At 49.9% G+C, this 25,522-nt stretch carries 20 protein-coding genes, 1 tRNA gene and 1 pseudogene; 16 read left to right on the top strand and 6 right to left on the bottom strand.

Translation table 11 applies throughout. The features are described from left to right. Positions 1–270 precede the first annotated feature (270 nt). From ACY1JZ_RS16295 to ACY1JZ_RS16280, 4 genes are all read left to right on the top strand, one after another. A complete protein-coding gene (locus ACY1JZ_RS16295) occupies positions 271–1,263 on the top strand; it encodes a helix-turn-helix domain-containing protein (RefSeq protein ID WP_462630132.1) in 993 nt (330 codons plus the stop codon). A gap of 177 nt (positions 1,264–1,440) precedes the next feature. Next, on the top strand, positions 1,441–1,857 hold the full coding sequence (locus ACY1JZ_RS16290; protein WP_462630131.1) for a hypothetical protein: 417 nt from the start codon (positions 1,441–1,443) through the stop codon (positions 1,855–1,857). Position 1,858: 1 nt separating this feature from the next. Next, entirely contained in the window at positions 1,859–3,706 is a 1,848-nt protein-coding gene (locus ACY1JZ_RS16285) for an ABC transporter ATP-binding protein (RefSeq protein ID WP_462630130.1), read from the top strand. Beyond that, positions 3,699–5,441: an ABC transporter ATP-binding protein gene (locus ACY1JZ_RS16280; protein ID WP_462630128.1), complete on the top strand. Its 1,743-nt coding sequence runs from the start codon at positions 3,699–3,701 to the stop codon at positions 5,439–5,441. Before ACY1JZ_RS16285 ends, ACY1JZ_RS16280 begins: the two co-directional genes overlap by 8 nt. 101 nt (positions 5,442–5,542) lie before the next feature. On the opposite strand, the gene ACY1JZ_RS16275 is transcribed toward ACY1JZ_RS16280, so the two are convergent. Together ACY1JZ_RS16275 and ACY1JZ_RS16270 are read right to left on the bottom strand one after the other, a co-directional pair. After that, positions 5,543–6,307: an ABC transporter ATP-binding protein gene (locus tag ACY1JZ_RS16275; protein ID WP_270169799.1), complete on the bottom strand. Its 765-nt coding sequence runs from the start codon at positions 6,305–6,307 to the stop codon at positions 5,543–5,545. Positions 6,308–6,309: 2 nt separating this feature from the next. Beyond that, positions 6,310–7,413, bottom strand: coding sequence for a FecCD family ABC transporter permease (locus ACY1JZ_RS16270; protein WP_270169800.1), 1,104 nt, complete (start codon positions 7,411–7,413; stop codon positions 6,310–6,312). A 183-nt stretch (positions 7,414–7,596) separates the two neighbouring features. On the opposite strand from ACY1JZ_RS16270, the gene ACY1JZ_RS16265 reads away from it, so the two are divergent. Beyond that, positions 7,597–8,676: an ABC transporter substrate-binding protein gene (locus tag ACY1JZ_RS16265; RefSeq protein ID WP_462630127.1), complete on the top strand. Its 1,080-nt coding sequence runs from the start codon at positions 7,597–7,599 to the stop codon at positions 8,674–8,676. Between the two features lie 357 nt (positions 8,677–9,033). After that, the gene (locus ACY1JZ_RS16260) at positions 9,034–10,197 is read left to right on the top strand and encodes a DUF4317 domain-containing protein (protein WP_462630126.1); all 1,164 of its coding nucleotides are present in this window, start codon (positions 9,034–9,036) and stop codon (positions 10,195–10,197) included. 218 nt (positions 10,198–10,415) lie between these two features. Here the strand turns inward: ACY1JZ_RS16260 and ACY1JZ_RS16255 are convergent, their stop codons facing one another. Together ACY1JZ_RS16255 and ACY1JZ_RS16250 are read right to left on the bottom strand one after the other, a co-directional pair. Then, complete coding sequence (locus ACY1JZ_RS16255; RefSeq protein WP_462630125.1) at positions 10,416–11,837, bottom strand: family 43 glycosylhydrolase; 1,422 nt, start codon at positions 11,835–11,837, stop codon at positions 10,416–10,418. A 131-nt stretch (positions 11,838–11,968) separates the two neighbouring features. Then, the gene (locus ACY1JZ_RS16250) at positions 11,969–14,044 is read right to left on the bottom strand and encodes a sugar-binding protein (RefSeq protein ID WP_462630124.1); all 2,076 of its coding nucleotides are present in this window, start codon (positions 14,042–14,044) and stop codon (positions 11,969–11,971) included. 202 nt (positions 14,045–14,246) lie between these two features. Between ACY1JZ_RS16250 and ACY1JZ_RS16245 the strand changes: the two genes are divergently transcribed. From ACY1JZ_RS16245 to ACY1JZ_RS16220, 6 genes are all read left to right on the top strand, one after another. Further along, positions 14,247–15,284: a LacI family DNA-binding transcriptional regulator gene (locus ACY1JZ_RS16245; RefSeq protein WP_462630123.1), complete on the top strand. Its 1,038-nt coding sequence runs from the start codon at positions 14,247–14,249 to the stop codon at positions 15,282–15,284. 175 nt (positions 15,285–15,459) lie between these two features. Next, positions 15,460–15,900: a hypothetical protein gene (locus ACY1JZ_RS16240; RefSeq protein WP_462630121.1), complete on the top strand. Its 441-nt coding sequence runs from the start codon at positions 15,460–15,462 to the stop codon at positions 15,898–15,900. A gap of 430 nt (positions 15,901–16,330) precedes the next feature. Beyond that, a tRNA-Ala gene (locus ACY1JZ_RS16235) sits at positions 16,331–16,406 on the top strand. A gap of 440 nt (positions 16,407–16,846) precedes the next feature. Beyond that, complete coding sequence (locus ACY1JZ_RS16230; protein WP_462630120.1) at positions 16,847–17,398, top strand: hypothetical protein; 552 nt, start codon at positions 16,847–16,849, stop codon at positions 17,396–17,398. Positions 17,399–17,637: 239 nt separating this feature from the next. Beyond that, positions 17,638–19,227: a stalk domain-containing protein gene (locus tag ACY1JZ_RS16225; RefSeq protein WP_462630119.1), complete on the top strand. Its 1,590-nt coding sequence runs from the start codon at positions 17,638–17,640 to the stop codon at positions 19,225–19,227. Between the two features lie 165 nt (positions 19,228–19,392). Continuing rightward, complete coding sequence (locus tag ACY1JZ_RS16220; protein WP_462630118.1) at positions 19,393–19,794, top strand: hypothetical protein; 402 nt, start codon at positions 19,393–19,395, stop codon at positions 19,792–19,794. A 38-nt stretch (positions 19,795–19,832) separates the two neighbouring features. On the opposite strand, the gene ACY1JZ_RS16215 is transcribed toward ACY1JZ_RS16220, so the two are convergent. Both ACY1JZ_RS16215 and ACY1JZ_RS16210 read right to left on the bottom strand, forming a co-directional pair. Continuing rightward, a complete protein-coding gene (locus ACY1JZ_RS16215) occupies positions 19,833–20,729 on the bottom strand; it encodes an IS3 family transposase (protein WP_462630210.1) in 897 nt (298 codons plus the stop codon). Between the two features lie 35 nt (positions 20,730–20,764). Next, the gene (locus ACY1JZ_RS16210; protein WP_462630117.1) at positions 20,765–21,091 is read right to left on the bottom strand and encodes a transposase; all 327 of its coding nucleotides are present in this window, start codon (positions 21,089–21,091) and stop codon (positions 20,765–20,767) included. A gap of 457 nt (positions 21,092–21,548) precedes the next feature. Between ACY1JZ_RS16210 and ACY1JZ_RS16205 the strand changes: the two are divergent. The 4 genes and pseudogenes from ACY1JZ_RS16205 to ACY1JZ_RS16190 all read left to right on the top strand — a co-directional run. Next, a pseudogene (locus tag ACY1JZ_RS16205) lies at positions 21,549–21,734 on the top strand (hypothetical protein); the annotation flags it as partial. An 18-nt stretch (positions 21,735–21,752) separates the two neighbouring features. After that, positions 21,753–22,103: a hypothetical protein gene (locus ACY1JZ_RS16200; RefSeq protein ID WP_462630116.1), complete on the top strand. Its 351-nt coding sequence runs from the start codon at positions 21,753–21,755 to the stop codon at positions 22,101–22,103. A 121-nt stretch (positions 22,104–22,224) separates the two neighbouring features. Next, positions 22,225–23,694, top strand: a complete 1,470-nt coding sequence (locus ACY1JZ_RS16195; RefSeq protein WP_462630115.1) for a DUF8370 family protein — start codon at positions 22,225–22,227, stop codon at positions 23,692–23,694. 279 nt (positions 23,695–23,973) lie between these two features. After that, positions 23,974–25,518, top strand: a complete 1,545-nt coding sequence (locus ACY1JZ_RS16190) for a hypothetical protein (protein ID WP_462630114.1) — start codon at positions 23,974–23,976, stop codon at positions 25,516–25,518. The last annotated feature ends 4 nt before the right edge of the window (positions 25,519–25,522 follow it).

Genomic DNA, 25,522 nt, shown 5'->3' with positions numbered 1-25,522 from the left:
CGTGCAGGAGGCTTGCTCAGGCTGGTGGTTGCCATGGCCATATAGTTATTTGTCCTGCTGGTTGCCTGGGGGAGAGTAAGAAAAAAGCAGCGTCCTGTCCATATGCGGGCAGGGCGTGTTATGATGACATCGACCATGAACGGAGCTCGTGTGGACACGGGAGATGCGCCAGGGAATCATGCTTGTTTTTGGTTGACATTGAGAATAATTATCATTTATCATGAGGAGAGATCATCTATTTCAGGCTCCATGTAAAGGGTTGTGATCGAAGTGAATGAACCTGTGCGCTGCGACAATGATATTTTCGAGCTGATGCGCAGCAAGCGGTATTTCTACAGGATGGAGAGCCTCACAGGGGGGCAACTCTATCGTCTGTCTGATCATTATGGGGAAGGCAGCATTCTGAGAAAACACGTTGGAGAGGGGATCGTATATTATGCGACGACTTACGAGCGGGCGAGCTACAAAATGTCTGATAAGCTGCTTCTCTCCAGGTCTACGTTCGAGCTGATCCTGGTTATGGAGGGCACGTGCCATATGCGGGTTTTACCTTCTGAGGAATGGCAGGAGTTCGCCAAGGGCGATCTTATCTTGTTCCAGAGCACGCCGGAGATATCCATCATTGAAGCTCGCGCCACTCGTTTCTCCTCCATAAGTCTGGAGATGGATCTCACTATTCCTGATCTGCATGATGAATGGAAGGAGCCGCTCCAGCGTCATCTGTCTTCCTGCCTGAATGGCGGCTATATGACGGTGCTGAAAGCGCCCGAGCGGGTCATCTCTATGTTCCGTCAGATTGCGACGATGACGGGTCTGGAGAAGGCTGACCGTTATTTTCAATGGAAGGGACTGTCTTATCTCATCTTCTCCGAATGTCTGGAATGGGCGGCGCGGTCAGGGGGGCAAGCGAAGTCGCGTATTGTGTTGACGGAGGCGGATCAGTTGGCGCTTCTGCATATTCGGGATCAGCTTGCGAGCGAGCCGGATCAGGTTCCTACGCTGGCTGAGCTGTCCAGGCAGTGCTGCATGAATACAACCAAGCTGAAGCAAGGATTCAAGCAGCTTTTCCAGACGAGCATCTCATCCTATATGCTGGAGCTTAAAGTGGCCGAGGGCAAGCGGCAATTGCAGGAGACGAGCAAGAGCATCACCCATATCGCGCTTGAGCTGGGTTATAGCAATCCGAGCAAGTTCTCAGCGTTGTTCAAAAAAATGGAGGGGATGACTCCACGGGAGTGGAGGCGTCGTTACGATCGTAATTGAGATGATGCCAGGCGAGGCCTATTCGTGAACGGACCCATAGGGGTCCTTTTTTTGTTGTGTCGTCAGCGGAGAAGCGGTGGAACGATCAGGGGGGAAATTACTTCCGGCAGGGGTTGAGAACCATTATCAAAAAAGGCTAGGATGGAGCTAATTATAACTGCATATGGAGGAATAGCAATGAATGTTGATGAAGCGCAATGGCCGCTCGTGCGTATCGAGATGAATGAGGCATTTACTGCCGAGACGGTCGCAGCCTATATCCAGTTGTGGGAGCAATGTCTGCTGCGCAAGCAGCGGTTCGGTCTGCTGATGATACAGCCCGGAGATAGTGCCAAGCGTCCGAATCGCGAGGTGACGGCGACTTACGTGGACTGGTGCAAGGCGCATAGAGCACAGATTGCGCAGTATTGCGCCGGGATCGCAGTGGTGCTTCCTTCGAGCAAGCTGCTGCTGCTCTACAAGCCTGTCACCGCTCTGTCCACCCGCAAGATGTATGGCTGCCCAGGTCAGGCCTTCCCTCATGAAGCTGAAGCTGCGGAGTGGCTGAAGGGCTTGCTGTCGGAAGCCGATGGTACAGCCGGGACGGGGGGATAAGATGAACGGTCAATCGGATTTGTCCAAGCTATTGCGTCTTGCCGGCGAGAAGAAGGCGTTGCTGGTGGCGGCTTCGATTCTCTCTGCGCTCTCCAGCCTGTTGCAGCTCGTGCCTTTCGTGTCCGTGTATCGAATTGTGGAGGAGCTGATGCTGCATGCGCGAACGCCAGCGGCAATCGACGGCGGTCTGATCGTGAGGTGGGGGTGGATCGCGCTGGGCGGACTGGGTATCAATCTGATCACCCTATATATCAGCGGCATGTGCTCACATATCGCTGCCTTCCATATTCTCTATCAGCTCAGAATACGGCTCGCCGATCATATCAGCAAGGTGCCGATGGGCTATCACACGAAGACGGCAACCGGCGAGCTCAAGAAGATCATCGAGATTAGTGTAGAAAAGATCGAGTCCTTCATTGCCCACCAACTGCCGGATATGGTTAGCGCGATTATAATGCCGCTAGTGCTGCTTGGCTACTTGTTCTGGGTCGACTGGCGAATGTCGCTGATTCTGCTGCTGCCTATCGTCATCGGGCTGTGGCTGCAGGCGCGGGTGTTCTCGGGAGAACGCGGCAAGCAAGCCTATCGGGAGTATCAGTACGCGATGGAGGAGATGAATGCGACCGGCGTCGAGTATATCCGGGGGATACAGGCGGTGAAGCTGTTTGGCATCAAGGCGGACTCATTTCTGACCTTCAGGCAAGCGGTAACTCGATATAAGGATATTGCTCTGGGGATCACGATGATGTGCAAAACCCCCTACAGTTTGTTTTTTGTGCTGGTCTCTTCGCTCGTAACGTTCGTCGTGCCGGTAGCTCTGCTGCTCATAGGCGGCGATACGGGCAACCAGGCGTTTGCGATTACCTTCGCGATCTTCCTCATCATCGCCCCGAGTCTGTCCGCCCCGTTGATGAAGCTGATGTATCTGGGAGGAGGGCTGCGGGAGATCGTGGAGGGAAATCGTCGCATCGATGCCGTGCTCTCGGAGAAGACGACGACTGAGCCGGATGCGCCGCAGATGCCCGCTAGCTTCGATATCGCCTTCGAGCGGGTATCATTTGCCTATGAACAGGACAGCAGCAAGGATTATAAGCCTGTGCTGACAGAGATTGATCTGGTGGCGAAGGCAGGCGAGATGACAGCGCTGGTCGGCCCGTCAGGCGGCGGCAAATCAACAATCGCCAGTCTGCTGCTTCGCTTCTGGGATGTTCAGGAGGGTAGGATTACAATTGGCGACGTGCCGATCCGTGAGATGGGCACCGAGAATCTGATGCGCGTCATTTCTTTTGTGTTCCAGGACGTCCATCTGTTCTACGATACAATCGAAGCCAATATCCGTATGGGCAATACGACTGCTGCGAGGGAGGAGGTCATCGCGGCAGCGAAGGCAGCCTGCTGTCATGAGTTCATCGAGAAGCTGCCGCAGGGATATAGTACGAAGATTGGCGAGGGCGGTACGAATCTGTCCGGCGGCGAAGCCCAGCGCATCGCGATCGCCCGGGCCTTGCTCAAGAATGCGCCGATCCTTGTGCTCGATGAAGCGACGGCCTATGCAGATGCAGCTAATGAGTACCAGATTCAGCAGGCGATCAGCAAGCTCGTCAAGGGCAAGACGGTGCTGATCATCGCGCATCGCTTGTCAACGATCCAGGCGGCGAACCAGATTCTGGTTATCGAGCAGGGACGAATCGCAGAGCGCGGCACTCATGAGGAGCTGCGGGCAAGGGATGGGCTCTATGAGCGCATGTGGCAAGCGCATAGCCGGGCGCATGGGTGGAGACTCGGTCGCGTGCACAATAAGCAAGCTGATGACGACTATGCAAGGAGGAAGGAGGGGCTCCATGCTTAACTACATCAATAATATTACTGGGGGCAAGCCACGGAGCCTGCTGCCGGCAGCGTCAGCAGCATTGTTGGATGGGATCGGCAAGATCCTCCCCGCAGCGCTGATGATCGAGCTGATTCATATCCTCTACCGTGCCTTTGCCGACCCGAGTATCGGCTTGAATACCGGACGGATGTGGCTGGTAGCCGGCTCGCTGTTTGTGTGCCTTGCTCTGCAGTATGTGACCTATACGTTGCTATACGACAAAACGTACCGCGCAGCTTATGAGTTATCGGCAACGGGACGACTGCGACTGGCGGATCATGTGAGACAGCTCTCGCTCGGCGTGATCGGAGGTCGAGATCCTGGTGACTTGACCAATCTGCTGTTGTCCGACTATGGACGGGTAGAGAATACGATCTCCCACAGTGTGCCGCAGCTTATCAGTGCAATTCTGATGCCTGTGCTTGCCTGCATCGGTTTGTTCTGGCTCGACTGGAGGATGGCGCTGGCGATGCTCATCGCCGTTCCTGTGGGCGCGCTGTTGCTCCGGTTGACGGATAGCTTGCAGCAGCGTCTGAGTGAGGAGCATATAAAAGCCAAAAACGATGCCGCAAGCCGCTTGCAGGAGTACTTGGCGGGCATGCGGGAGATCAAGGCGCATCATATGGGCGGTACCCGCTTCGAGCGACTGCGACAGTCCTATGAACGACTGAGACGGGCCTCTATTCGACTGGAGGGGGTTATCGGGCCAATCGTCATGGGCGCGCTGCTGCTGACCCGCTCCGGGATGGCGCTGATGATCGGACTAGGCAGCTATCTGCTTGTCGGCGGCTCGCTTTCCTTGTCTATCTTTCTGCTATTTCTGATGGTGGGCACCAAGCTGTACGAGCCGTTAACTGTCGTCTTGACTAACTATGGCGAGCTTCGCTACTCGGCCTACAGCGCGCAGCGCATCATGGATGTTGAGCAGGAGCTGCCACTGCCTGGGACGGAGGCGGTGCCCATCGATAAGACGATCGAGTTCGACGGGGTGGGGTTCGGCTATGATCCGGGCAAGCCGGTGCTGCGCGAGCTGTCCTTCACGATTCGTCCCCGCACGATCAATGCGCTGGTCGGTCCGTCGGGCAGCGGCAAGAGCACAGTGATGCAATTGATTGCACGCTTTCGGGAAATTCAGGAGGGCAGCATACGCATCGGCGGCCGATCCATCAGACAGCTCGATCCAGAACGGCTGCTTGAGGAGATATCGATGGTGTTTCAGGATGTGTATCTGTTCCAGGATACGATCGGCAACAACATCCGCATTGGCAAGCTCGATGCGACACAGGAGGAGATCGAGCTGGCGGCGAAGCGGGCCTGCTGTCACGACTTCATCATGCGCCTCCCGCAAGGCTATGATACCTTGGTGGGAGAAGGGGGCTCTACCTTGTCCGGTGGGGAGAAGCAGCGCATCTCGATTGCCCGGGCTCTGCTCAAGGACGCTTCAATCGTGTTGCTTGACGAAGCGACCGCGGCGCTCGATCCAGAGAATGAGGCAGCGGTGCAGCAGGCGATCAACGCGCTGGTTGCTGACAAGACGGTCATTCTCATCGCTCATCGTCTCAAGACGATCCAGGATGCCGATCAGATTCTGGTGTTCAACCAGGGCAGGCTGGTCGAGCAAGGGACGCATGAGCAGTTGCTGAAGGAGAAGAAGCTGTATGCAAAGCTGTGGGACATCCAGCAGCAGGTGCAGGGCTGGTCGCTTCAGATGTAGGCGCTGGAGTTGAGAGAGCGGATGAGAGCGGTGCCGGGCAGGCGTTCACTGATGCGCTGGCATCCGTTCTCAAAGTACTCGATCAGCATGGCATTCCACCGCTAATTGTGATAATAAGCAATGCCCAAATCATGCGTAACCGGATTGCGGTAAATTTCGCATTCCACCTCAAACACCTCGCGAATCAGCTCCTTGTTTAACACCTCTTCAGGCTTGCCGCTGGCGAATACCTGTCCCTTCTTCATCACATACAAATAATCGCAATATTTGGCCGCGAGCGTTAAGTCGTGCAATGCCGACAATAAGCCAATATTTAGCTGCTTCACAATCTGCAAAATTTGCAGTTGATATTTGATGTCTAGGTGATTGGTGGGCTCGTCCAAAACCATAAATTGCGGCTGCTGCGCCAGGGCGCGCGCCAGGATCACGCGTTGCTTCTCGCCGCCGGATAAGGAATTGTAGCTGCGCTCGGCGTAGCTCTCCAGATTAACCTTGCGCAGCGCCTCCCGCACAATTTCATGATCCCTGGAATGGTCGGCTTCAAGCAGGCCTTTATGCGGGGTTCTCCCCATCATGACCATCTCGGCAGCGGTGAAGTCAAAGCTCAGCTCATTGAATTGGCCAACAACGCCGAGCTGCTTCGAGACGACCTTTGGAGGGGAGCGCAGTACGTCCAGCTCGGAGAGCAATACTTCTCCTTGTGTAGGTTTAATGATTTTGTAGATGCTCTTAAGCAATGTGGATTTGCCGCAGCCGTTCGGCCCGATCAAGCCGACAAATTGCTTGCTCGCGACCTTCAAAGCAACATCTTGCACGATGGCGTGATTGCCGATTGAGACGGATAAGTCGTTTACCGTAAGCTCCATGGCTATTTACCTCCGAATGAATACCCTTTTTTAATAAGCATGTACATAAACATCGGCGCGCCGATCATAGCTGTAATGATGCCAATAGGCAGTTCCACCGATGGAACGATTGTACGAGCCAGAACATCTGCCCATACAAGGAAGATAGCGCCGACCAATACCGTGATCGGCAATAACCTGCGGTGGTCGGAGCCGACCATGCCCCGCACGATATGAGGAATAATCAAGCCGACAAAGCCGATCATCCCGCAGCTTGCGACAATGACGCCCGTAATAAGCGCAGTGGCAAGCAGGTATAATTTTCGGAAGGAGCTTAAATTTATTCCCAGTGTTACAGCCGCTTCATCACCTACAAGCATCGTATTCAGGATACGGGTCTGGATAAGGAAAAACAGGATGGCAAGCGCAACGACAATGGAAATGAGCGGCAGCTTGTTCCAGGTAGCCGTAGCCAGGCTGCCCATCGTCCAGAAGGTAACCGTTCGAATCCCCTCGGCATTATTGGCGAAATAGACGATAAAGTTGGAAAACGCCATGCATAACGCATTGATGACCATGCCTGACAAGACAAGCTTGACGGAGGTCATTTTCCCCCCTAGTCCTGCCAATGTCAAGACGAGCAACGACGCTCCAAACGCGCCGACGAAGGCGCCAAATGCCAAGCTGTATTGCGCCAGCATGCCGACTGCGCCAAACCCGACTAAAATCGCGAAGGTTGCGCCGAGCGACGCGCCGGAGGAAATGCCCAGAATATAGGGGTCAGCCAATGGATTCTGAACCGTGGCCTGCATAACCATGCCGCATAGAGATAGCCCTGCTCCAACTAATAGTGCAAGCAGCACGCGCGGAAAGCGAATACTCCAAATAATATCCGTATAAGAGCCCGACACAACCCCGCTGGGATCTCCGATCATGAAACCCGTTAATTTGTAGAGCAAAATGCGATAGGTCTGCCCAAGCGGAATATCGACTTGCCCGAGAGAGACGGATACTCCTATAGAAAATAGAGCGAGAATCAACAAAAGGAACACGAAGACGTAGAAGCCCGCTTTCGAGTAGATGAGCGCGGCAGGCCTGGAGCCTTGCGGCGAGGATGAAGCTTGCATTGGAATTAACCCCTCTATGATTTGATTTTACGGACTATTAGTATTGTAAGATATTTGATAATGATTTTCAATACAGTGATAAATATTCTCATTTACACTGATCTGCATTTCTTGTATACTGGTCAATGACGATTTGAGGCAATGGTAAACCAGACAATAATGAATTAAAGGGAGATGTTATACGTGTCACAATGGGGTAAAAAGGGAAGGTTTCTATGTGTAATCGCTGCGGTCGTGGTTATGCTCGCGGCCTGCTCCAGTACGAATGGCAACGGCGCAGCCAACAATAACGCTCAGCAGCCTGCGAAGAACAGCGCCGCGAATGCGTCGGCGGATGAGAAAAATACGGATCGGGATGCTCAAGGCGCGACCCAAACCACATACCCAGTGACCGTTGCAAACTATACAATGGAGAACGGAGCCTGGACTGCCAAGGAGCAAACCTTCAGTCAGGCGCCTGACAGAGTGGTTGCGAACACACAGGGCGCAGCCGAGCTATTAATCCGGCTTGGCCTGACTGACAAAATCGCTGGCGTTGCTGCGGTATACGGACATGTGCCCGAAGATATTGCCGATGAATTCAGCAAAATTCCCGTGCTGACCGAAGGCTATGTGGGCAAAGAATTAACGATAGGCGCTTCGCCAGAGCTTGTTGTGGGGCGCGGCGATCTGTTCCAGGATGCCGACTGGGGTGTGGGCACAGTAGACAGCTTGAATGAGCTGGGGGTTAAAACGTATGTTCAGGGGACGAGTGTGACAGGCGCTTCGTTGAACAATCTATACCAGGATATTACGGAGCTTGGGAAAATCTTCAACGTGCAAGCCAATGCCGCAGCTTATATCGAGCGGCTCAAAACACGTGAAGCTGCGTTGGCGGCTCGGGCAAGCTCTGAAGCTATCAACTACGCTTCCATATTTGACAATGGCGACGGCACCGTCGGTATTTATAACGGGAATACGGATACTTTTATTGAAAGCGCCGTGTCATTGATCAATATGCACAATATGCTTATTCATGAAACAGGCACGATCAGTCTGGAGCAGCTAGTCGAGATGAATCCGGATGCGCTGGTCATCTCCAAATATACCGGCGGCATCGATCCGGAGCAAACGATTGCCATGCTGCTGGCCAATGAGCAGGTGCAGAGCATGAACGCCATTAAAAACAAAAAAATCTTTGTCATCGACTTCAACAACTTCTGGGGCTACGGTGATTCCATCTTCACAGGCGTGGAGGCGCTAGCCGACGACTTAGGCTTGTAAGCGTCAGAAAAGCGTCAGAAGCTGTACCCATGGGTGGAGCGCATTTTAATAGAGGCGTGAGGTGCTTGTGTCTCACGGCAGGGATGAGATAGGGGTTGGGAGCCCCTGGGATCGATAACGAAAACAGCCTTTAAACACAACGGTTCCGAGTGTTTGAAGGCTGTTTCTATGTGTAATAGCTGATTTACATAGCGGGAATAGGGTCTTGAAGGATAATCCCGTAATAATATCGTATCTGGTTAATACGGCGCTTTTCATTTCCTTGTTGGGCGTGTAGGGGGTATAATCAAGCAGGGATGGCTCAGGGCCATCGGCTCGATCAAAGCTATCATATGGTTAGGAGGTGTCTGACGCACGATGATCAAAAAAGAAGTCGCCCATATTCGCAAGCAATTCAAGCTTGACCATGAGATGCTCCATCTTCACGATATTCTGAATGTCTATATCATGAAAGGAAGCGAAGAAATCTATCATTATGAGTGCCAGCCGTTCGCACTGGTCGACCGGGAGAAGCAGGAGCTGTATATGCTCAATTTCAAAAAACTGCTGACAGGCGAGCTTGATCAGAAGCTGTTCGAGCTGAAGTTCCAGGAGGAGGCGGAGGATCCGACCCGCGTGCTGCTCCACCAGGGTATGGTGACCGGCGACCCGGAAGAATGGATGAACCTGATGCTGCACCTGGTAGAGAAGATGCTGACTGACTACACGTATGAGCGCGATACGGTGGTCACATTTGTCCGCGGCCATTATTACCGTCCGACCAAAAGCCGCAACGACGAAGCCGAAGCGAGCGAGAAGGACGAGATGTTCTCGCATCCGTTCATCCTGTGCACTGTGAATTCGACAGAGCAGCAGCGCAAATCGCTCTTGTTTGATTATGTCGAGCGGGAGTTCAAATACAATGTGAACGTCGATCCGATCATCAAGCTGAGCACGCCGGAGCAAGGGTTCCTCTATCCGAGTGTGACGGATAACGTATCGGATGTGAACCGCGTGCTGTATTGCGCTGGCAAGATCAACGAACCGGACGTCCGATTTATCGCCCAGGTTCTGAATGCCGAGCGCACGGTGACGGCGCTGGAGGAGCGGGAAATTTTCGAGGAGATCGTAAGAGAGGTAGCGGGCGAGCAGCTCGATGCCGCCACGCTGGCTTATGTCTATGAGGAAATCCACCAGGTCATCGAGAATCATGAGGAGGAGGAGCCGCCCAAGCTGGATTATCGGGATATGGAGCAGTTGTTGACCGCCAGCGGCGTGGAGAATGTGACGACAGAGAAAGTGGAGGAAGCGTTCCGCGCCGTCGCGGATGACAAAAACTACGAGCTGAAAGCGAGCAGCGTCATCCCCAAGTTCAACTCGAAATCGATCAAAATCCAGACGAAGGTCGCCTCGATCGCTGTCAGCCCGCAGGATCTGAAGTATGTGAAGCAGGTCAACTATCGAGGCAAACGCTGCATCCTCATCGAGGTGGATGAGGATGTGATCATTGAAGGATTTACGTTGAATACCGAGACGCTGTAGGACGAGACGCGGGCTTTAGACGTACTATACGTCACATGACCTACAATTCCCCCTCTACCACAAATGCTGCGTCCCGTCCTCTCCTCTTGCGAGAGGGCGGGACGACCTGCTTCCCGGAGACAAGCGCCTCGCATTGGGGGGGGAGACTGTGCCGCGAAGGCGAGCCTTCATCTGTTCGCCACGGCGCTTCGCTACCAGTTGGAGGCGACGCATATGTACTACGTCTCCAGTGTAAATGAAGCCAGGCTGGCGTTGCCAATCCCCTTATACTGGAAGTATAAGGAATGAACCCCGTCCGGGATGGCGATGTCGGCGGCGTAGGTCGTCCAGACGTTGGTGAACTCGACAGGGATCGAGCCTAGCGAAGGGCCGTCCCATGCAGTCTTCACCTCGAAGGCGCCGCGGGCGTAGCCTCTGGCCTTGATCTTGACACGCCGCACGCCGCTGCACTGAAAATATTTGAACCCGGCCTGAGCGTTATTCTGCAGGTTCGCGATGTAGCCCGGCTCCTCTTCGCCGTCCCGGCCATCCTGCGTAATCTTGGGGAAACGACCATCCATCCAGGCGCCGTGCGTGCCTGAATAGGGCTCATCGTGGTCGGTGAACAGGTGGCAGGCGAGATGTGCAGGGTACTCGCCTTCTCCGATGAGCGGCGCGCCGTTGGGGCCGCTGGTGGTAATCTCTACCTGAGGGATGCGCCCATCCTCCAGGATGACGATCGGCTCGATGCAGCCCTGTCGGCAGAAGCTCGTACCGTTCGTATGACGATGGTAGAAGATGTACCATTGGCCTCGGAGCTCGACCATGCCGCCATGGTTGTTGCCGCCGTAGTAGGCAGGCTTGTCCGCTGGCTTGTACGTGTCGATATGGGTATCGTTGTTGCTGACGATGACGCCCCGATAGGTGAAGCCCTTCGTCGGATGCTTGCTGGTCGCATAGCATAGCTCATGCATCGCTACCGAGGAGTAGACGAAATAGTACGTATCGCCAACCTTGCGGATCGAAGGCGCTTCGAAAAACTCGAAGCCCTCGTAGCCGCTCCCTGCGCTATAGGGCTGGCTCGGCATAATAAAGACCGGCTCTTCGACAATCGTCAGCATATCCGCCCCAAGCACCGTAGCCATAGCCCCCTTGCGCGAGCGATCGCCGATGGCGCAGAAGCCGGTATACAGGTAGGTGCGGTCGCCCTCCGTTAAGACGGCAGGGTCGAACTGCGGCTGATCGCCCTCGCGTTCGCCCAGGCGCCGCCCGTCCGTATCATGCACGTAGCCGTAGAAGGTATATTTGCCAGCCGGCGTATCGCAGACCGCGACCGAGACGACAGACACCTTGTCGAGAACATAGTATAGATAATACCGCCCGTCGGGGCCAACGGTAACATCAGGCGCATAGAGGCACATGTGAGCGTCGGGATTGAGCGGATCATCGGTCTTCTCATAGATGACGCCCTCGTAGCGCCAGTCGCTCAGATCGTCCACTGGAGCCGAGTAGCACACGTAGTCGTTCAGACAGAAGACATGCCCATTGAACCGATCATGGGAGCCATACACATAGACTCGGTCTCCGAACACATGCGGCTCGCCGTCCGGGACATATTCCCAGGAGGGCATGTACGGATTGACTGCTTGTTTCTTGCTCATATCGATTCACGATTCCTTTCGTTGCCGGATAATAGAGGAAGAGGGGGTCAACCGCCATATATCAGACCGTGCGTGTAGATTATATCCAAGAGGCTCAGGCGATGGCCTGAGCCTCTTGGTCGAGTATGGATTTATTTGTGAAAAAGGTCAGGCAGGATGTTGTAGATATACTGGTTCTGCCAGCCCCAAGCATGTGTTCCGCCTTCGGCTTCGAGGAAGTAGAAATTGCCTTTGCTCGGATTCGACGAGTAGATGAAGGCATCGGTCAGTTGCTTCATGGCATCGACCTGAGGCTTGAGATTGGCGTATGCGATATCCAGATCGCCTGTCGCGCTGAAGATATAGTAGTCAAGTGGCTTGTAGCCGGATTTTCGGGCTACGTTGGCCAGATATTCAGCCGTTTCCTTCGGCTTCAGCCCGCCTCCTCGCAGCTCGATGACCCAACTGTCGCCGCTGAGCGGGATGAAGTGCTTGAAGTAATCCAGAGCGTTAATATAGGCGAACCATGTGGTGACTGACCCTTGCGAGAAGCCGCCAATCGCCCGATGGGCGCGGGAAGCCTTCAAGTCCGCCAGGCTGCCAGATTTGGCATACGTGTTGAACTGGGTCTCCACCGTCGGGATGATCTTCCCGAGCAGCTCCTCATGGAAGAGCGAGACATCCTTCTTGCCCCCGTTAAAGGTTGGCGTGACGACAATCAGCGGTTCGATGTCGCCATTGGCGATCATATGGTCGAGGATGCGCTTCAGCTCTCTGTCCTGGCCCGGCCCGCCGAAGAGGAGGTCCTCGTTCTCGCCGCCGCCGTGCAGCATATAGAGCACGTTGTATTTTTTGTCGGCCGCCTTGGCGTCATAGCCGTAAGGAAGATAGACGTGCATTTTTTTGTCATCGAGGCCGTTCTCGGTGTTAGGCGTCTTGTAGTGCAAGGTTTGGATGACACCCGGCTTATCGCTAGGCAATCGATAGCCGTCCGGGAGCGGCTGGAAGTATTTCTCGTTGGCGGCCTCCTCGGTCATAACCAGCTTGTCGATGGCAGCTTGGAGCGCGGCGTACTGCTGATCGAGCTGCTTCTGGGTGATGGTGCTTCCACCGAGCACATTCTCGGTCATGACGTTCGTGAGCGTATCCGAGACGATGCTGGCATTGGTATAACGCTTCAGATCGAGCTTGAGTGTACGCTTAATCAGGTTCAGCAGATCGTATGGATTCTTGCCGCTGACGTCATGGGCGGATTTGCCGGCGAGCACGATTGCTCCGAATGTGGACGGGTCATGCCATGCGGTGCCAGTGCCGTCGAATGCATTGATGCTGCCGATTCGCTCGGTGCCCTTCGCATCATTGACCTGCAGCTCGATGCCGAATACGGTGCCATTTTCCGGCTTCGTCTTCAGTGCAATTCTCGACTCGACGAGATAGCCGTCCTTTGTTCGCTTGGCAGCACTATAATACATGTCGGGGTTCCCGTTATCGATCGTCATTTTGTTCTCGTAATTAATGCGGATATGCAGATCGTCGGGGCCGTATTCCTTTGTCTTGTCATTGCGCTCGTCCAGGAAGATTTCTACAGAATCCTGCATATGCGGCGTGCTGGATTGAACGGACAGCTCCTTGTCCTTGACCTCGGCGAGGATATAGAGCGCCTGATCATCCCACAGTGCCCGGAAGGAGACGGAGGCATCCGTCTTCGGCGAGATATGCTGCGGCACGATCGGCTGCGCCGTCGCCCAGACCGGATCGACGGTGCCATCGATGACTGGCGAGCCGAAGTAGGCGACCATTCGACCTTGAGCATCGACTCCGTTCTTATCTACCTTAATCTTGCCAGGTCCCGGATTCATGGTTTTCTCCTTTACGATGACTTTGGCGGCGAGTGTATGCTTCTTGTTGTCCACCGTGATGACACAGCTAATGGTTGCCGTGCCAGCGCTGACAGCCTGCACCTGGCCGTTCTGATCGACGGTAGCCACCGCCTTGCGGTCGCTGCTCCATACAGACGTAGCATTCTTCGGATACTTGGCAATCTCAAACGTATGTGTGTCGCCGATGGATAAGGTGATCGGACCCTTCTGCTTAAGGTGAGGGATCGACGGGGCAGCGCTAGCATAGGTGAGGCTGAATGGCCCCATAATCGTCATGAGCATCAGGGAAAAAATGGACATGAATACGGTTACATAACGTTGCAATGCGCGGCTTCCTTTTCTCAACATGAATTCCTCCTCTGGATTAAAGGTTTATAGCATTTGCATTTTCGTTTTAGCTTTCGTATGAATCGTAACGCGAGTTGAATAAAATGTCAATCCATATATTGGCTGGTCAGATAACCTGCTAGTGGTGTATTGTACAGCATCCTTGCTTGACAAGGGGAGGTGTATTCCGTCTTAATAAAAGAAAATGGGGAGGCATGGACGGATGAGTATGACAACAATTAAGGACATCGCTGAACGAACCAACCTCTCGGTCGGAACGGTATCGATCGTGCTTAACGGGCGCGGCGACGAGATGCGAATTTCGAAAAGAACACAGCAGCGGATCATGGAAGCTGCGCAAGGTCTAGGTTATCTGCCGAACGTATCGGCTCGACGGCTAAGGCAGATCCATGCCCGCAACATGCCGGTCATCGCGACCTTCTGGCCATCGGATCTCTCGGCAGATCTGCTGGGACGATTCATCATGGGGGCTCAGAGCTGTGTGTTGGCGCAGGAGGCCGAGTTCGAGATGACGATTCATCCTTACCATCGCAATGATATCGACAGAATCCGAGCGATCTGCGGCAGCGGCAGCTATCACGGAGCGATATTAACGGGACTGTTGGCAGATGAGCAGCAGGAGCTGGAGGAGAACAGGCTCAGTGTACCGACTGTTCTGTTCAATCGGTTGAGCAGCGTCTACAGTTGTGCCTACGTCGATACATATGAGATCGGCCGCAAATCGGCGGAGCTGTTCGCCAGTCGCGGCCATAAGCGAGTCGGTACGATCGTCCCCGAATATCTCGTGGATACGATGAAGAATCTCCGCTTCAAGGGCTTCGTCGAGTCCTGCACGAAGTATGGACTCGAGCTGGAGCCGCATCATATCCAGGCTGCCACGATGACGATGGCTGGCGGGAATGCGGCAACGAAGCGGATTCTCGAAGGCGGAGAACCGCTGCCGACAGCGATGTACTTCCCGCTCGGACCGATGGCCGTCGCTGCGCTGCCGGTGTTCCATCGGGCAGGGATCGTGATTCCTGACCAGATGGAGATTCTGACCTACGGCGATCATGAGGCGGAGTTGTACAGCGTGCCGTCGCTCTCGACAGTCAAGCTGCCTGTCGAGGAGATGGCCGAGGAGTGCATTCGCCTGGTCATGGCGCGTATTCTCGATGCTTCGGCCGAGCCGACTGCTGTCCAGTTCGAGACGCCGTTTGTCTTCCGTGAGTCCTGCGGGGGCTTCGGCAGCATGCGATAGCGGGCGGGAGCCGATTAGTCGGTTAGACGTCCGTTCGGGTCACTCACTCGCCCCGTGTTATGACGGTCGTCACATCATGTTGGGACAGGCGCTGCATGGGGGTGGCGGGATGCAACTATTCCTGTTGCTGCAACGTTTATTGTTATGATGAACGAGAGAAAAGGAGCGTTGCCCATTGTTAGTCGCCACACATATGGCCGCCGCTGCGGCTCTATATCGACTCAGCTCGGTTCGGTCGCTGCCGCGTCCGGCGAGATGGGGCGCGATGCCCGCAGTGCTTGCGCTATGCTTTGCTTCCCATTTTGCCCTGGATGCGATTCCGCATCGCGAGCTGCAGATGCCCGGCAATACGATCCTTGGCTTGCTGATCATCGCGTATCTGCTCTACATCGCTTGGCGTGACGGGGACATCCTGCTGCTGGCGGCCGGGTTTCTCGGCGCGCTGCCGGATGTGATGTGGGTGCTTGATGTGAGCTCGTCGTTTAATCAGTTCCACTCGTCGCTGCATTTCTACGGTGTACGTGTCCCGTTTTATATCCTGTTCGTGGAGCTGGCAGGGCTGCTGGCGCTTACTGTGATCATCCACCTGAAGTCCGGGCTCCGACGAGAATGTTAGATCAAGAGCATGATGTCGATAGCTGTGCTAGCGGGGTTCTGGCTGTAGGCAGAGCAGAATAATCTCCGGTTCGCTGAAGCGCTATTCTACGTTCCTGCACCATAGCGATTCTTCGGCAGCCAGAGGCTGTTACTGCACGTTAGGTTGAGCGGATCGGCCCGGCGGTGGAGTCTGGAAGCCCTGGCCGGGCTTCCGGGGTTCCTCTCGCGCTTGTAGCGGAGAGCCTGAGAAAAAATATCCAAAGAAGTGTTGACAGGATGGACAGTATCATGATAATATCTATTTTGTGCCCGACAAACTTAGTAACCATGGATCACAAGCTCCTGTTACATAAGATGTAGGAATACGGGGCCTTAGCTCAGCTGGGAGAGCACCAATACCAGTTTAGCACCCAAAGAAGATTAGGTGAATTTCCATAATTGGAAAATATGGGGCCATAGCTCAGCTGGGAGAGCGCATCGCTGGCAGCGATGAGGTCAGGGGTTCGATCCCCCTTGGCTCCACCAACATCTAACACAAAGGGCAGAGATGCCGTTTTTTTTTATTGTATAGAGACTTGCTCGATAATGAATCCAATTGCGTCAATAAAGTAAATAATCTAAGGTGATCCTTCACAGGGGATCACCTTTTTTTATTTGCTGACTTCGAGGAAAATTTCGCCATTGCAATACGAATATTTGTTCGGGATATGAGTGTATTAGACAATAGGAACGAATGTTCTCTTTGGTGGTGAGAACTTTCGCGCAGCTATGGAGAAATCCTAGAGCTGCTATTTGTTTTGAAGATAAATTTCAAATCCATACCTGAAAACACTTGAACGGTTTAAACAAGTACGCTAGAATACACGAATGAATTTACATTATTTACAAAACCTTTCGTCGTAAATGCTTTCCGTATGCTAAATTATTTCGTTCGAGATTATAGATCAACCGCAGGAGGTGATATAATGCAGAGATATTTTATTGCAGATCCACATTTCAGACATGAAGGCGTTATTCGTATGAACAATCGCCCTTTTTCATCAGTTAACGAGATGGATCAAGTTATTATCGAAAACTGGAATAGTGTGGTTCAATCGGAAGATGAAGTTTATCTCATCGGGGATTTTATGTTTAGGTCGCGGCAAACACCACACTATTATTTAGATCAGCTTAAAGGTCGTAAGCATCTTGTCCTCGGTAACCATGAAAGATGGACAAATCAGGTCAAATTATCGGATTATTTTGAGAGTGTAAGCCAAATCAAAGAGATAACTGATATGGATTGCCATTTGGTTCTTTGTCACTTCCCGCTGGCAGAATGGGCGAGGTATTTCAGAGGCAGCATGCACATCTTTGGTCATATCCACAATACCCGCACTTCACCGGCATATCAATTTTACCTGAATCAGCCTAATATGCTTAACGCTGGAGTGGACATTAATCATTTCATTCCGGTAACGCTCCCACAGTTAATCGAAAATAATGAGGCGTTTAGGCGTTTAGAGGTTGAAGAATGAGTGAGTTCCTTTTATAAGTTTCAGCAGCAATTACTTTAACGCTCACTTGGGTATTTCATTCACTTGATTGGAGAATGTTCAAAGATGATTAAATATTTCGGACCAACGGATCGCCTTAACGATAATCAGGCGATCCGTTTTATTTTGTTCTAAATTTTCATGAAACTTTAGCACTCGATTCCAGAGAAAAATTATAACTAGATATAAGTAGTAAATCGATTAAGAGAGGAATGAGAGGAATGAGTCGAATGGTTAAAAAGACAGGAAAACGCATCATAAACGATGAGACCCATGTTCATATGACCTCAGTTTATGCTAGAAAGAAGTCTGCCGAGCGAACTTTCAGCTTCGTCATAAAGAGTATGTTGATTAGTTCTGTATTGCTCGGAGCAGTCGTCCTCAATGGGGGTAACGTGACTTCAGCAGCATCATCCCACCCGTCCACCCAACCAGTCGCCGAGGTGCAGCAACTGAGTGTGAGTTTTCAAGATGAGCAAGCATTGATTAACAATTTGAAGCTTGCTGTGAAGGTAATAGAGGAAAAAGGGTTCAACATAAATGCTATCTCTAACATTTTAGATGGGCTTAATACAGTTGATGAGAAGCTTTCCTCGGGCGATTTTGTAGATAAAACTGAGTTGAAGCCAGTGATCCTCGATGTGGAGGAAATCTTTGCTAAATACGGTTCTGATGGGTTATTAACGCTCCGCAATGATCAAACTACGCTTGCTAGAATAAAACAACAACTCGGTATGACGGATAGCCTCAATTATGCTTCTTATTCGCCAGTTAGTAAAAACAACGAGGTAAAGATTCTCTCAGCGGGTGTTCTCATTCCGTCCGTTGTGATTGATGGGGTGAAGCAGTCATATCCGCAGTCACCAGTCATCCAAAACGGAAGCACACTTGTCCCACTTCGAGGAATCTTCGAGTCATTAGGTGCTACGGTTAGTTGGTCGAACGCAACAGAAACTGTTTCTGCAACAAAGGGTTCAACAGAAGTCTCTCTGAAGGTCGGCAGTGAGGTCGCCTACGTAAATGGGAAACAGGTTAAGCTAACGGCTCCTTCAACTAAGATCAATGGATTTACGATGGTTCCATTACGGTTAATTGCTGAAGCTTTAGGGGGAACGGTTAAGTGGGACAACGAAACACAAACTGCCTACATTGAATCAACAAAGAGCCCGACAAGTTCAACGGGACAAATGGTAGGTGGAATCAAGGTCTTATATGGGAAACACACATACGATAGTGCAAACCAAAATGAGTACAACAAGGTGATGGAGATTGTCAACGGAGCTATTCAAGGGGTTGACACTGTTGTATTCGGCGGGGAAAAGTATTCGGAGTGTTATTCTGACTACCTAAATGGAGCAAGATGGTCGGGAAATACAAATACTACGGATCACAAAGAACAGGAAAGGAATAAAGGACTAAAATCTGCTGAGAACAAAATCGGTCCGCTTGTCGAAGAAGGCTTAAGTAAAGATGAGATTATCAAGGTCTACAAAATAGTAAATGTTGCGCTTAACCTGTTACAGGGAAAAGCAGATCCAGGAGACGGTTCTCCTTCGTCGGCAGCAGATAATTTATTATATAACAGAAGCGATTGTGACGCTGAAGCCCAGGTTTATTCTGTTGTTTTTGACTCAATGGGTTACAACACCGCTATTATTGGTGGAACAAACCATGCACAGATAATAATTAAGTTAGGAGGTTCATGGTTTACAACAGCGGCTGGAGCTTTTGAAAAGGTCGATTTGCAAAAAGCTTTGAAGAGTGGTTCAGCTATTGTAGTCGATCCTACACTAGGTAGATCAACATTATAAAACTTATTGTTGGGTTTTTATGCGGTGTCTTTCGGGGCATCGCTTTTTGTTTTGATGAATTCTGTTCCAATTTCAGCACCTGATAACAGAGATAAAACACAGTATTCAAGGATAGTTTTTGAATCCTAATTGTAAGCACACTAACAATATCAGGAGGAACAGTAAATGAAGAAGCTACCCATAGTAATGAAGAGGTTATTCATTGGAACCTTTGCCTTATCTTCAGTCCTTGTAGCATCCTCAGTTTCGGCAGCTGAGGATCAACCGCAGCCAATCGTAGAACAAGTTCAGATTGAAGCTCCAACAGATTCTGTAGAAACACCCCTTTCGATCTCAAATGAAATGGTTCAGCCGCCGCCGACTATCGTCAATACTACAAGGGTAGTAAAAGACGGTATCCATTTGGATGTTCTGTATAATGCTCAAGCGTTTATCCCTGAGTTTACATTAGAGCTTTGGTCAGTAACAGAGGATAAGCCGATCAGTTCTGCAGTTGGTAACAGCAAGAACTATCGGTTTAACCCCCGAATAATGGACAACGCACCTCTTATTCAATTGATTGCATAGAATTGCTTGGGTTTGCTTCGATTTTCGTTTTCATCGTCTCACACTTTTATTTCCTTAGGCTTCGCAATGCCAAGCTTAATCACATCCATATATTCGTATGGTGACATATCGTAGATGCTGCCATGAATGCGATTATGGTTGTAGTTGTGGATAAAGCCGATCACGACTTCATAAGCATGTTGATAGTTCTCAAATTCGTGCCGCTGGTAGCACTCGGATTCTAGAATGGCATGGAAAGACTCGATATGAGCATTCTTATTCGGCATCTTGGGTGGTATGCGCTCGTGAACCATTTCGAATTGTTCGCAGGCCTCTGCAAATCGATGACTTATGAACTGCGGTCCATTGTCTGATCGCATGACTGGCCGATTCGCTTTGCCAAAGAGTTGGCGCTTCATAAGCGCCTCTTGCGTGATCTGAACAAGGTCCTTGGCTTCGCAGGATAAGCCGAGGTGATACGTAACGATGCCCCGGTCGAACACGTCAATGATGCTCATCAGAAAGAAGAAACGATGTTCACCTGCAATCCAGCCATACTTAATATCCGTCTCCCACAACGGATTGGAACCGGTAATCGTTCTATTGTTCGCCAGCCTCTTAGGATACTTGATTTTGAGCGTTCGCTGAGGCCGCAGCACATTCATCTTCTTGCACAGTCGGTAGACTTTCTTCTTGTTGATTACAAGCCCGTGCTGGCGCCTTAACAGCTTTGTCAGCTTACGGTATCCATAAACGGACGTGTACTCGTCGGCTAATAACTCCATGATCCACTCACAGATTTGTTCGTCGCTAATCCGTTTGTTGTCTTGCGTATATGAGTATCCAGGCGCGGGGCGACCGCTCCTGTGGTATTGTTCGGGTTGCTGATTTGTTCGATCCACATGTGAATAATACGTGGATCGCTCTACCTCCAAAATGCGCAGCACAAGGCTGATCGAATGTCCTTGGAAGATAAATTTCTGGGCAATCTCTATTTTATCCGCAAGTGCGGGTTCGTTTTTTTTAACAGGTCACGGAGGATCTCCCTCTCTAGCGCCTGCTCTGCGTAGAGCTTCTTGAGCTTCTCATGTTCCTTCTCTAGGGCAGCATAGTCGGCTGCTGAGGGAATGAACGTTGGCTGCTTCGAAGCTGAATCGTCTAGTTGATCAAGATCCTTGCGCTCAAGTTGTCTCGCCCAGCGTAGTACCATCTTCGGATCGAGTTCATGTTGTCGTGCTGCTGCTGTCATATTGCCAATCTCTTTTCCCTTGGCTACAACCATCTTCTTGAAATTCAGATCATACCTTCTTCTCTCCATTGCCTTCCCCTCCGACTAATTTCATTGTATCGGAATAAGGGGTGTACTGTCCAAGTTCATTTGGGGGCTAAATAGAGAGGATCAGCTGGTGGTTCAGCCGATTGCTCCTTGACCTCCGGTCTTATGAGGGGTTCTCCTTCATCGAAGTCCTCTACCTCTGCGACAAGTTAGAAGACATTTCGAACCAATCGCTAGAAGACATCGCTCGTTTCAAGGAGTTGTTCCCAAAAGTAAGGGATTACGTAGCCAAGCGTTGCCCACCAGAAAGTGAGGAGTTAACTCAGTTTGCCAGAGTATGGGTTGGAATCAGAAGTTTAGACCCGTTAGAAGAAATGGATTAGTAACGAAGGAGTTGTCCACATGAACGTAATCGACACAATCATTGAGAAGAAGCATCTCCTGATGGATACTTTCGCTGCCCGTCATGGGGTATTAGCTTTGAAGCTACGGTTCTTTCCTCAATAGAACAGAAACCGACAACAGTGATATTGACTTCCTAGCAGTATTCGATCCCCACACCGAGTACGACCCTTTTGCTAGTATCGAGGTAGCGAACGAACTATCACTTGTATTTGACCGGAAGGTGAGCGTACTTGATAGCAGAAGAATTCCTGAAGTTTTTCATCCACAAATTTACAATGACCCTGTGGAGATCATGACTTTGGAAGCCGGTAAGCAATACAGCATCACCCCCAAGTCGAGCAAGCTGTATTTCGTCATGTTGGACAGGCTGTTCAAAGAGTATGATTATGATTTTGAATCTTCAGGGTTTGCCCATACGGTTTATGCTTCCTTGGCTGACCGTTTGAGTTGGTGGTTAAGCAGGTTGATCCGATTAGAAGATAACGATTTAAAGTCTTATGAGGGGTTCGATTTCACAGAGGTTCTTTATCTTTGCGACAAGATATACGATGAGCTTTTTGACCAATCACCTGAAGACATTGAGCGATTTAAGGAGTTGTTCCCTGCAATCAAGGAGTATGTCGCGGCGCGGCTCCTCTTGTATGAGTGAAGGGTAAGATGGGGAAGGGAAGACTTGCTTAGAGGAACGTTTATACAAAGAAGGATTATGTCACACATTGGCGAATTATACCATTGTATGAGCGTTGTAATGGCTAGGGGGTAACAGTATTATGCAACTTAAAGTGTATTTCTCGGACTTCTTTGAGATTGATCCAACAGTACTTGAAGAACATGGGGCATTTGACGTTTCTCTTATAAATGATTTGCCTTTATTCATTGACCCTTTTCTTTTGTTCAACAGCACCAAAAAGGAATATCAGATCTTGCATAATGGAGTACTTAAGTATTTAAGATTTTTAAGGGACAAGGCTCAAGGAAATCGCATTTCAGATGGGCTGTTAAAGGCTTGGTATATGTTTCCTGAGATAAAGCAGAACTGGTTTGGATTTTGCCAAAATGGTAATGGAGGCAGCGGCTTAGGAAGGGAATTTGCTATAGCCCTGCACGAAAATTTGGGCAGTCTTTTTTCTGATTTTGGTCAGGAGCAAATTACGGAGAGCAGCCACCTTGAAAAGCTTTGTATTATCAAGGATAAAGTTGGTAGAGATAATATAAGTGATTTCACAACAAGGTTGATTCATGAATTTCTTCTGAACTATACTCAGACTTTTGCAAATAAGTATTTAAAACCACAGTTCACGAAGAATGTGCCAGTTCAAAATGTAAGGTTCAACTATTCAACCGAGACTTGGGAAAGGGGTAATTTCACCTTACCCTTTATAAATGGTGATTATGTCTTACTGACTCCGGTTGATATATTGACCAAAGACGACACATGGATAAATAAGACAGACATTGTAAAAGATTTCTCATCTATTCCTGATTGCATTGATAATGACCAACTCCGTGCCCAGATAAATAATTACTTTTACTCGGCATTGCCGAAGAAAGCAACTGCAAAAGATCGGAGTTATGCAGTTAGCAAAGTAGTTGCTGAATTTCCTCAGTTCATTGACTATTATATTAAGTATAAAGAACAGAACGGTGATAAAGCAGAGGCTAGTAGTATTGAGAAGGTAAGAGAATCTGCTTTGTTATATGTTGAGCAATTTAAACAATTGATTCAGTTACTTAAAGAAGAGACAGAGTTCTATAATACATCGGTCGACACATTCGAGGAATCCATGTCTAGGGTTTTATTTATGAAGCATGTAATAGAGAATAACGATGGTTACAGAATTTTTTATTCAAATGGCATCGCTATAAAAAAGGAAGAGGACTTACAACTGCTTTATCGCTTGACCTGGTTCGCTTCGGTATCGGATGTGAATAGGGAAGTAAATAACGGAAGAGGTCCAGTTGATTATAAGGTCTCACGAGGAAATAAAGATAAGACTTTGATTGAGTTTAAACTTGCCAGTAATACTCAGTTAAAAAAGAACTTGCAGAACCAAGTGGCGATATACGAAAAAGCTAATGAAACGAATAAGTCTATAAAGGTTATAATGTATTTTTCTGAAAGTGAGTATAAAAAGGTTAACAAGATATTGAATGAGCTTAGCCTACATGACTACAAGAACATCGTCCTTATTGATGCAAGAAGTGACAATAAGCCTTCGGCTTCAAAAGCCGGAGCGTAGAGCTGCCGCGAAAAACGGCAGCTTTTTCTTTATGGTCGAAGGATAATCCTAGGCGAGCAAAGTGAACACTTTTTTGATGCTTGTGATCACAAGATGTAATAACCGGAACGTACATTCCCTGACAATATAGTGTCACAATGTAACTATATAATTTGAATATAAATGAACTAACAGATCAGCTGGATAAAGAGGGTTTTATTGGAACATGTCGAATTAGTCCGTTATACCCAGAACTATTCTGGCTAAGACCTACTTATAAATGGATGTGATCCTCTTTAAATGGGTGATAAAGAAAAGAAAAAAGGTCACAGCGGTCTTATTGATTCGACAATAGGAGCCGCAACAACCGAGAATGTCGAAAGATTTGGTAGAGCGGCATCAGAGTATGTCAAGGGGTATAAAGGCTATGTCGATGCCGATGGTGACATCATTAGGAAAGGACTCAAACAGGTTTCCGAATCCAAAGTCCATCCTGATTTTGAATACCAAAATATTAAGCAACAGGCTGGCTTCTCCGCTGAAATCCACTATGTCGACAAAACCAATGCCGAGAATATCATCAATAACAGCGGTAGTCGTATACATCGGTCTAACGATATTGGCAGGGGTAATGATCCGCAATTCGACATTTTGTCAGTAGATGATTCGGGCAACCCAACTTGGGGAGCCCAAATGAAGTTCTATGGTAAGTTCGAGACTCCAGAAGAGATAAAGAAGAGTTCAGAAGAATTAGTAAGGAAAATGACAAAGGATGATTGGGAGAGGTATCGTGGAAATGATGTATTAATCCCAAAAGAGCAATATGAAATTGCTAAGAAATATGCGGAGGACAAAGCAAGGGAATTATCCGAGCAAGCTGAGAAACTGAGAACCCAAGGACAATTCGATAAGGCTGATCTTCTGGATCAAAACGCAGATAAATATCGTCAAGTATCGAAGGATTTGAAGGATAGTGGGATAACTACGAAAGAAGCCATCTTCCTCCGTGAACACCCTCAATTGGCAACTGCGAAGTACGTTTTAGAGACAGCCCATCGTTCGGGTATCGAAAGCGCCAAAAGCGCAGCTGTGATTTCTGCGGTGATTTCTACTGCCCAAAACGTAACCAGTCTAATTCTAGGCGAAAAGACTGCCGTTGAAGCCCTAAAGGGCGTTGGTAAAGACACAGCTTCTGGTGCCGTAACAGCGTATATCATCGGAGCAGGTGATACAGCGATTAGGGGGTTCATGGCAGCGAGTTCGGACAGTGTTTTTGTTAACATATCGAAGACTAACATGCCTGCTATGATTGCAACTGCTACTGTTCAAGTCGGGAAGTCCCTAATTCGGTATGCTAGGGGCGAGATCGACAGTCTTGAGCTCGTTGAGGAGCTAGGTGAAAAGGGAACCGGCATGATGGCAGCAAGCTTTGGTGCAGCCGTTGGAACAGCAATATTCCCAGGCGTTGGAACTGTCATTGGTGGTATGGTTGGCTATTTGACAAGCTCATCTGTATACAAGGCATGCATGCAAACTCTTCGCGAGGAACGCCTTTCAGAAGAACGTAGATATAGAATACATGCAATCGCTGCCGCGGCAATGGAAGCTATGGACAAACAGGGCGAAGAATTGCTTAGTATGATTGAGAAATTCTACGCCCGTAGACAACAAGTCTTTACCGAGGCACTCTCCATAATAAATTTGGCAAGTAGTAACCAAAATATTGAGTTATTCACCCAAGGACTGAACAATATCGCTATTGAGATGGGTGGAGCCTTACAATTTAAGAACTTTTCGGAGTTTGACAACTTCATGCTGGATAAGAATGCAGCACTAGAATTTTAATTAT

This window comes from Paenibacillus sp. J5 (genome assembly GCF_054955055.1).
Note: the sequence above shows the minus strand (reverse complement) of the source record. Positions and strands in the feature narration are given on the sequence as shown.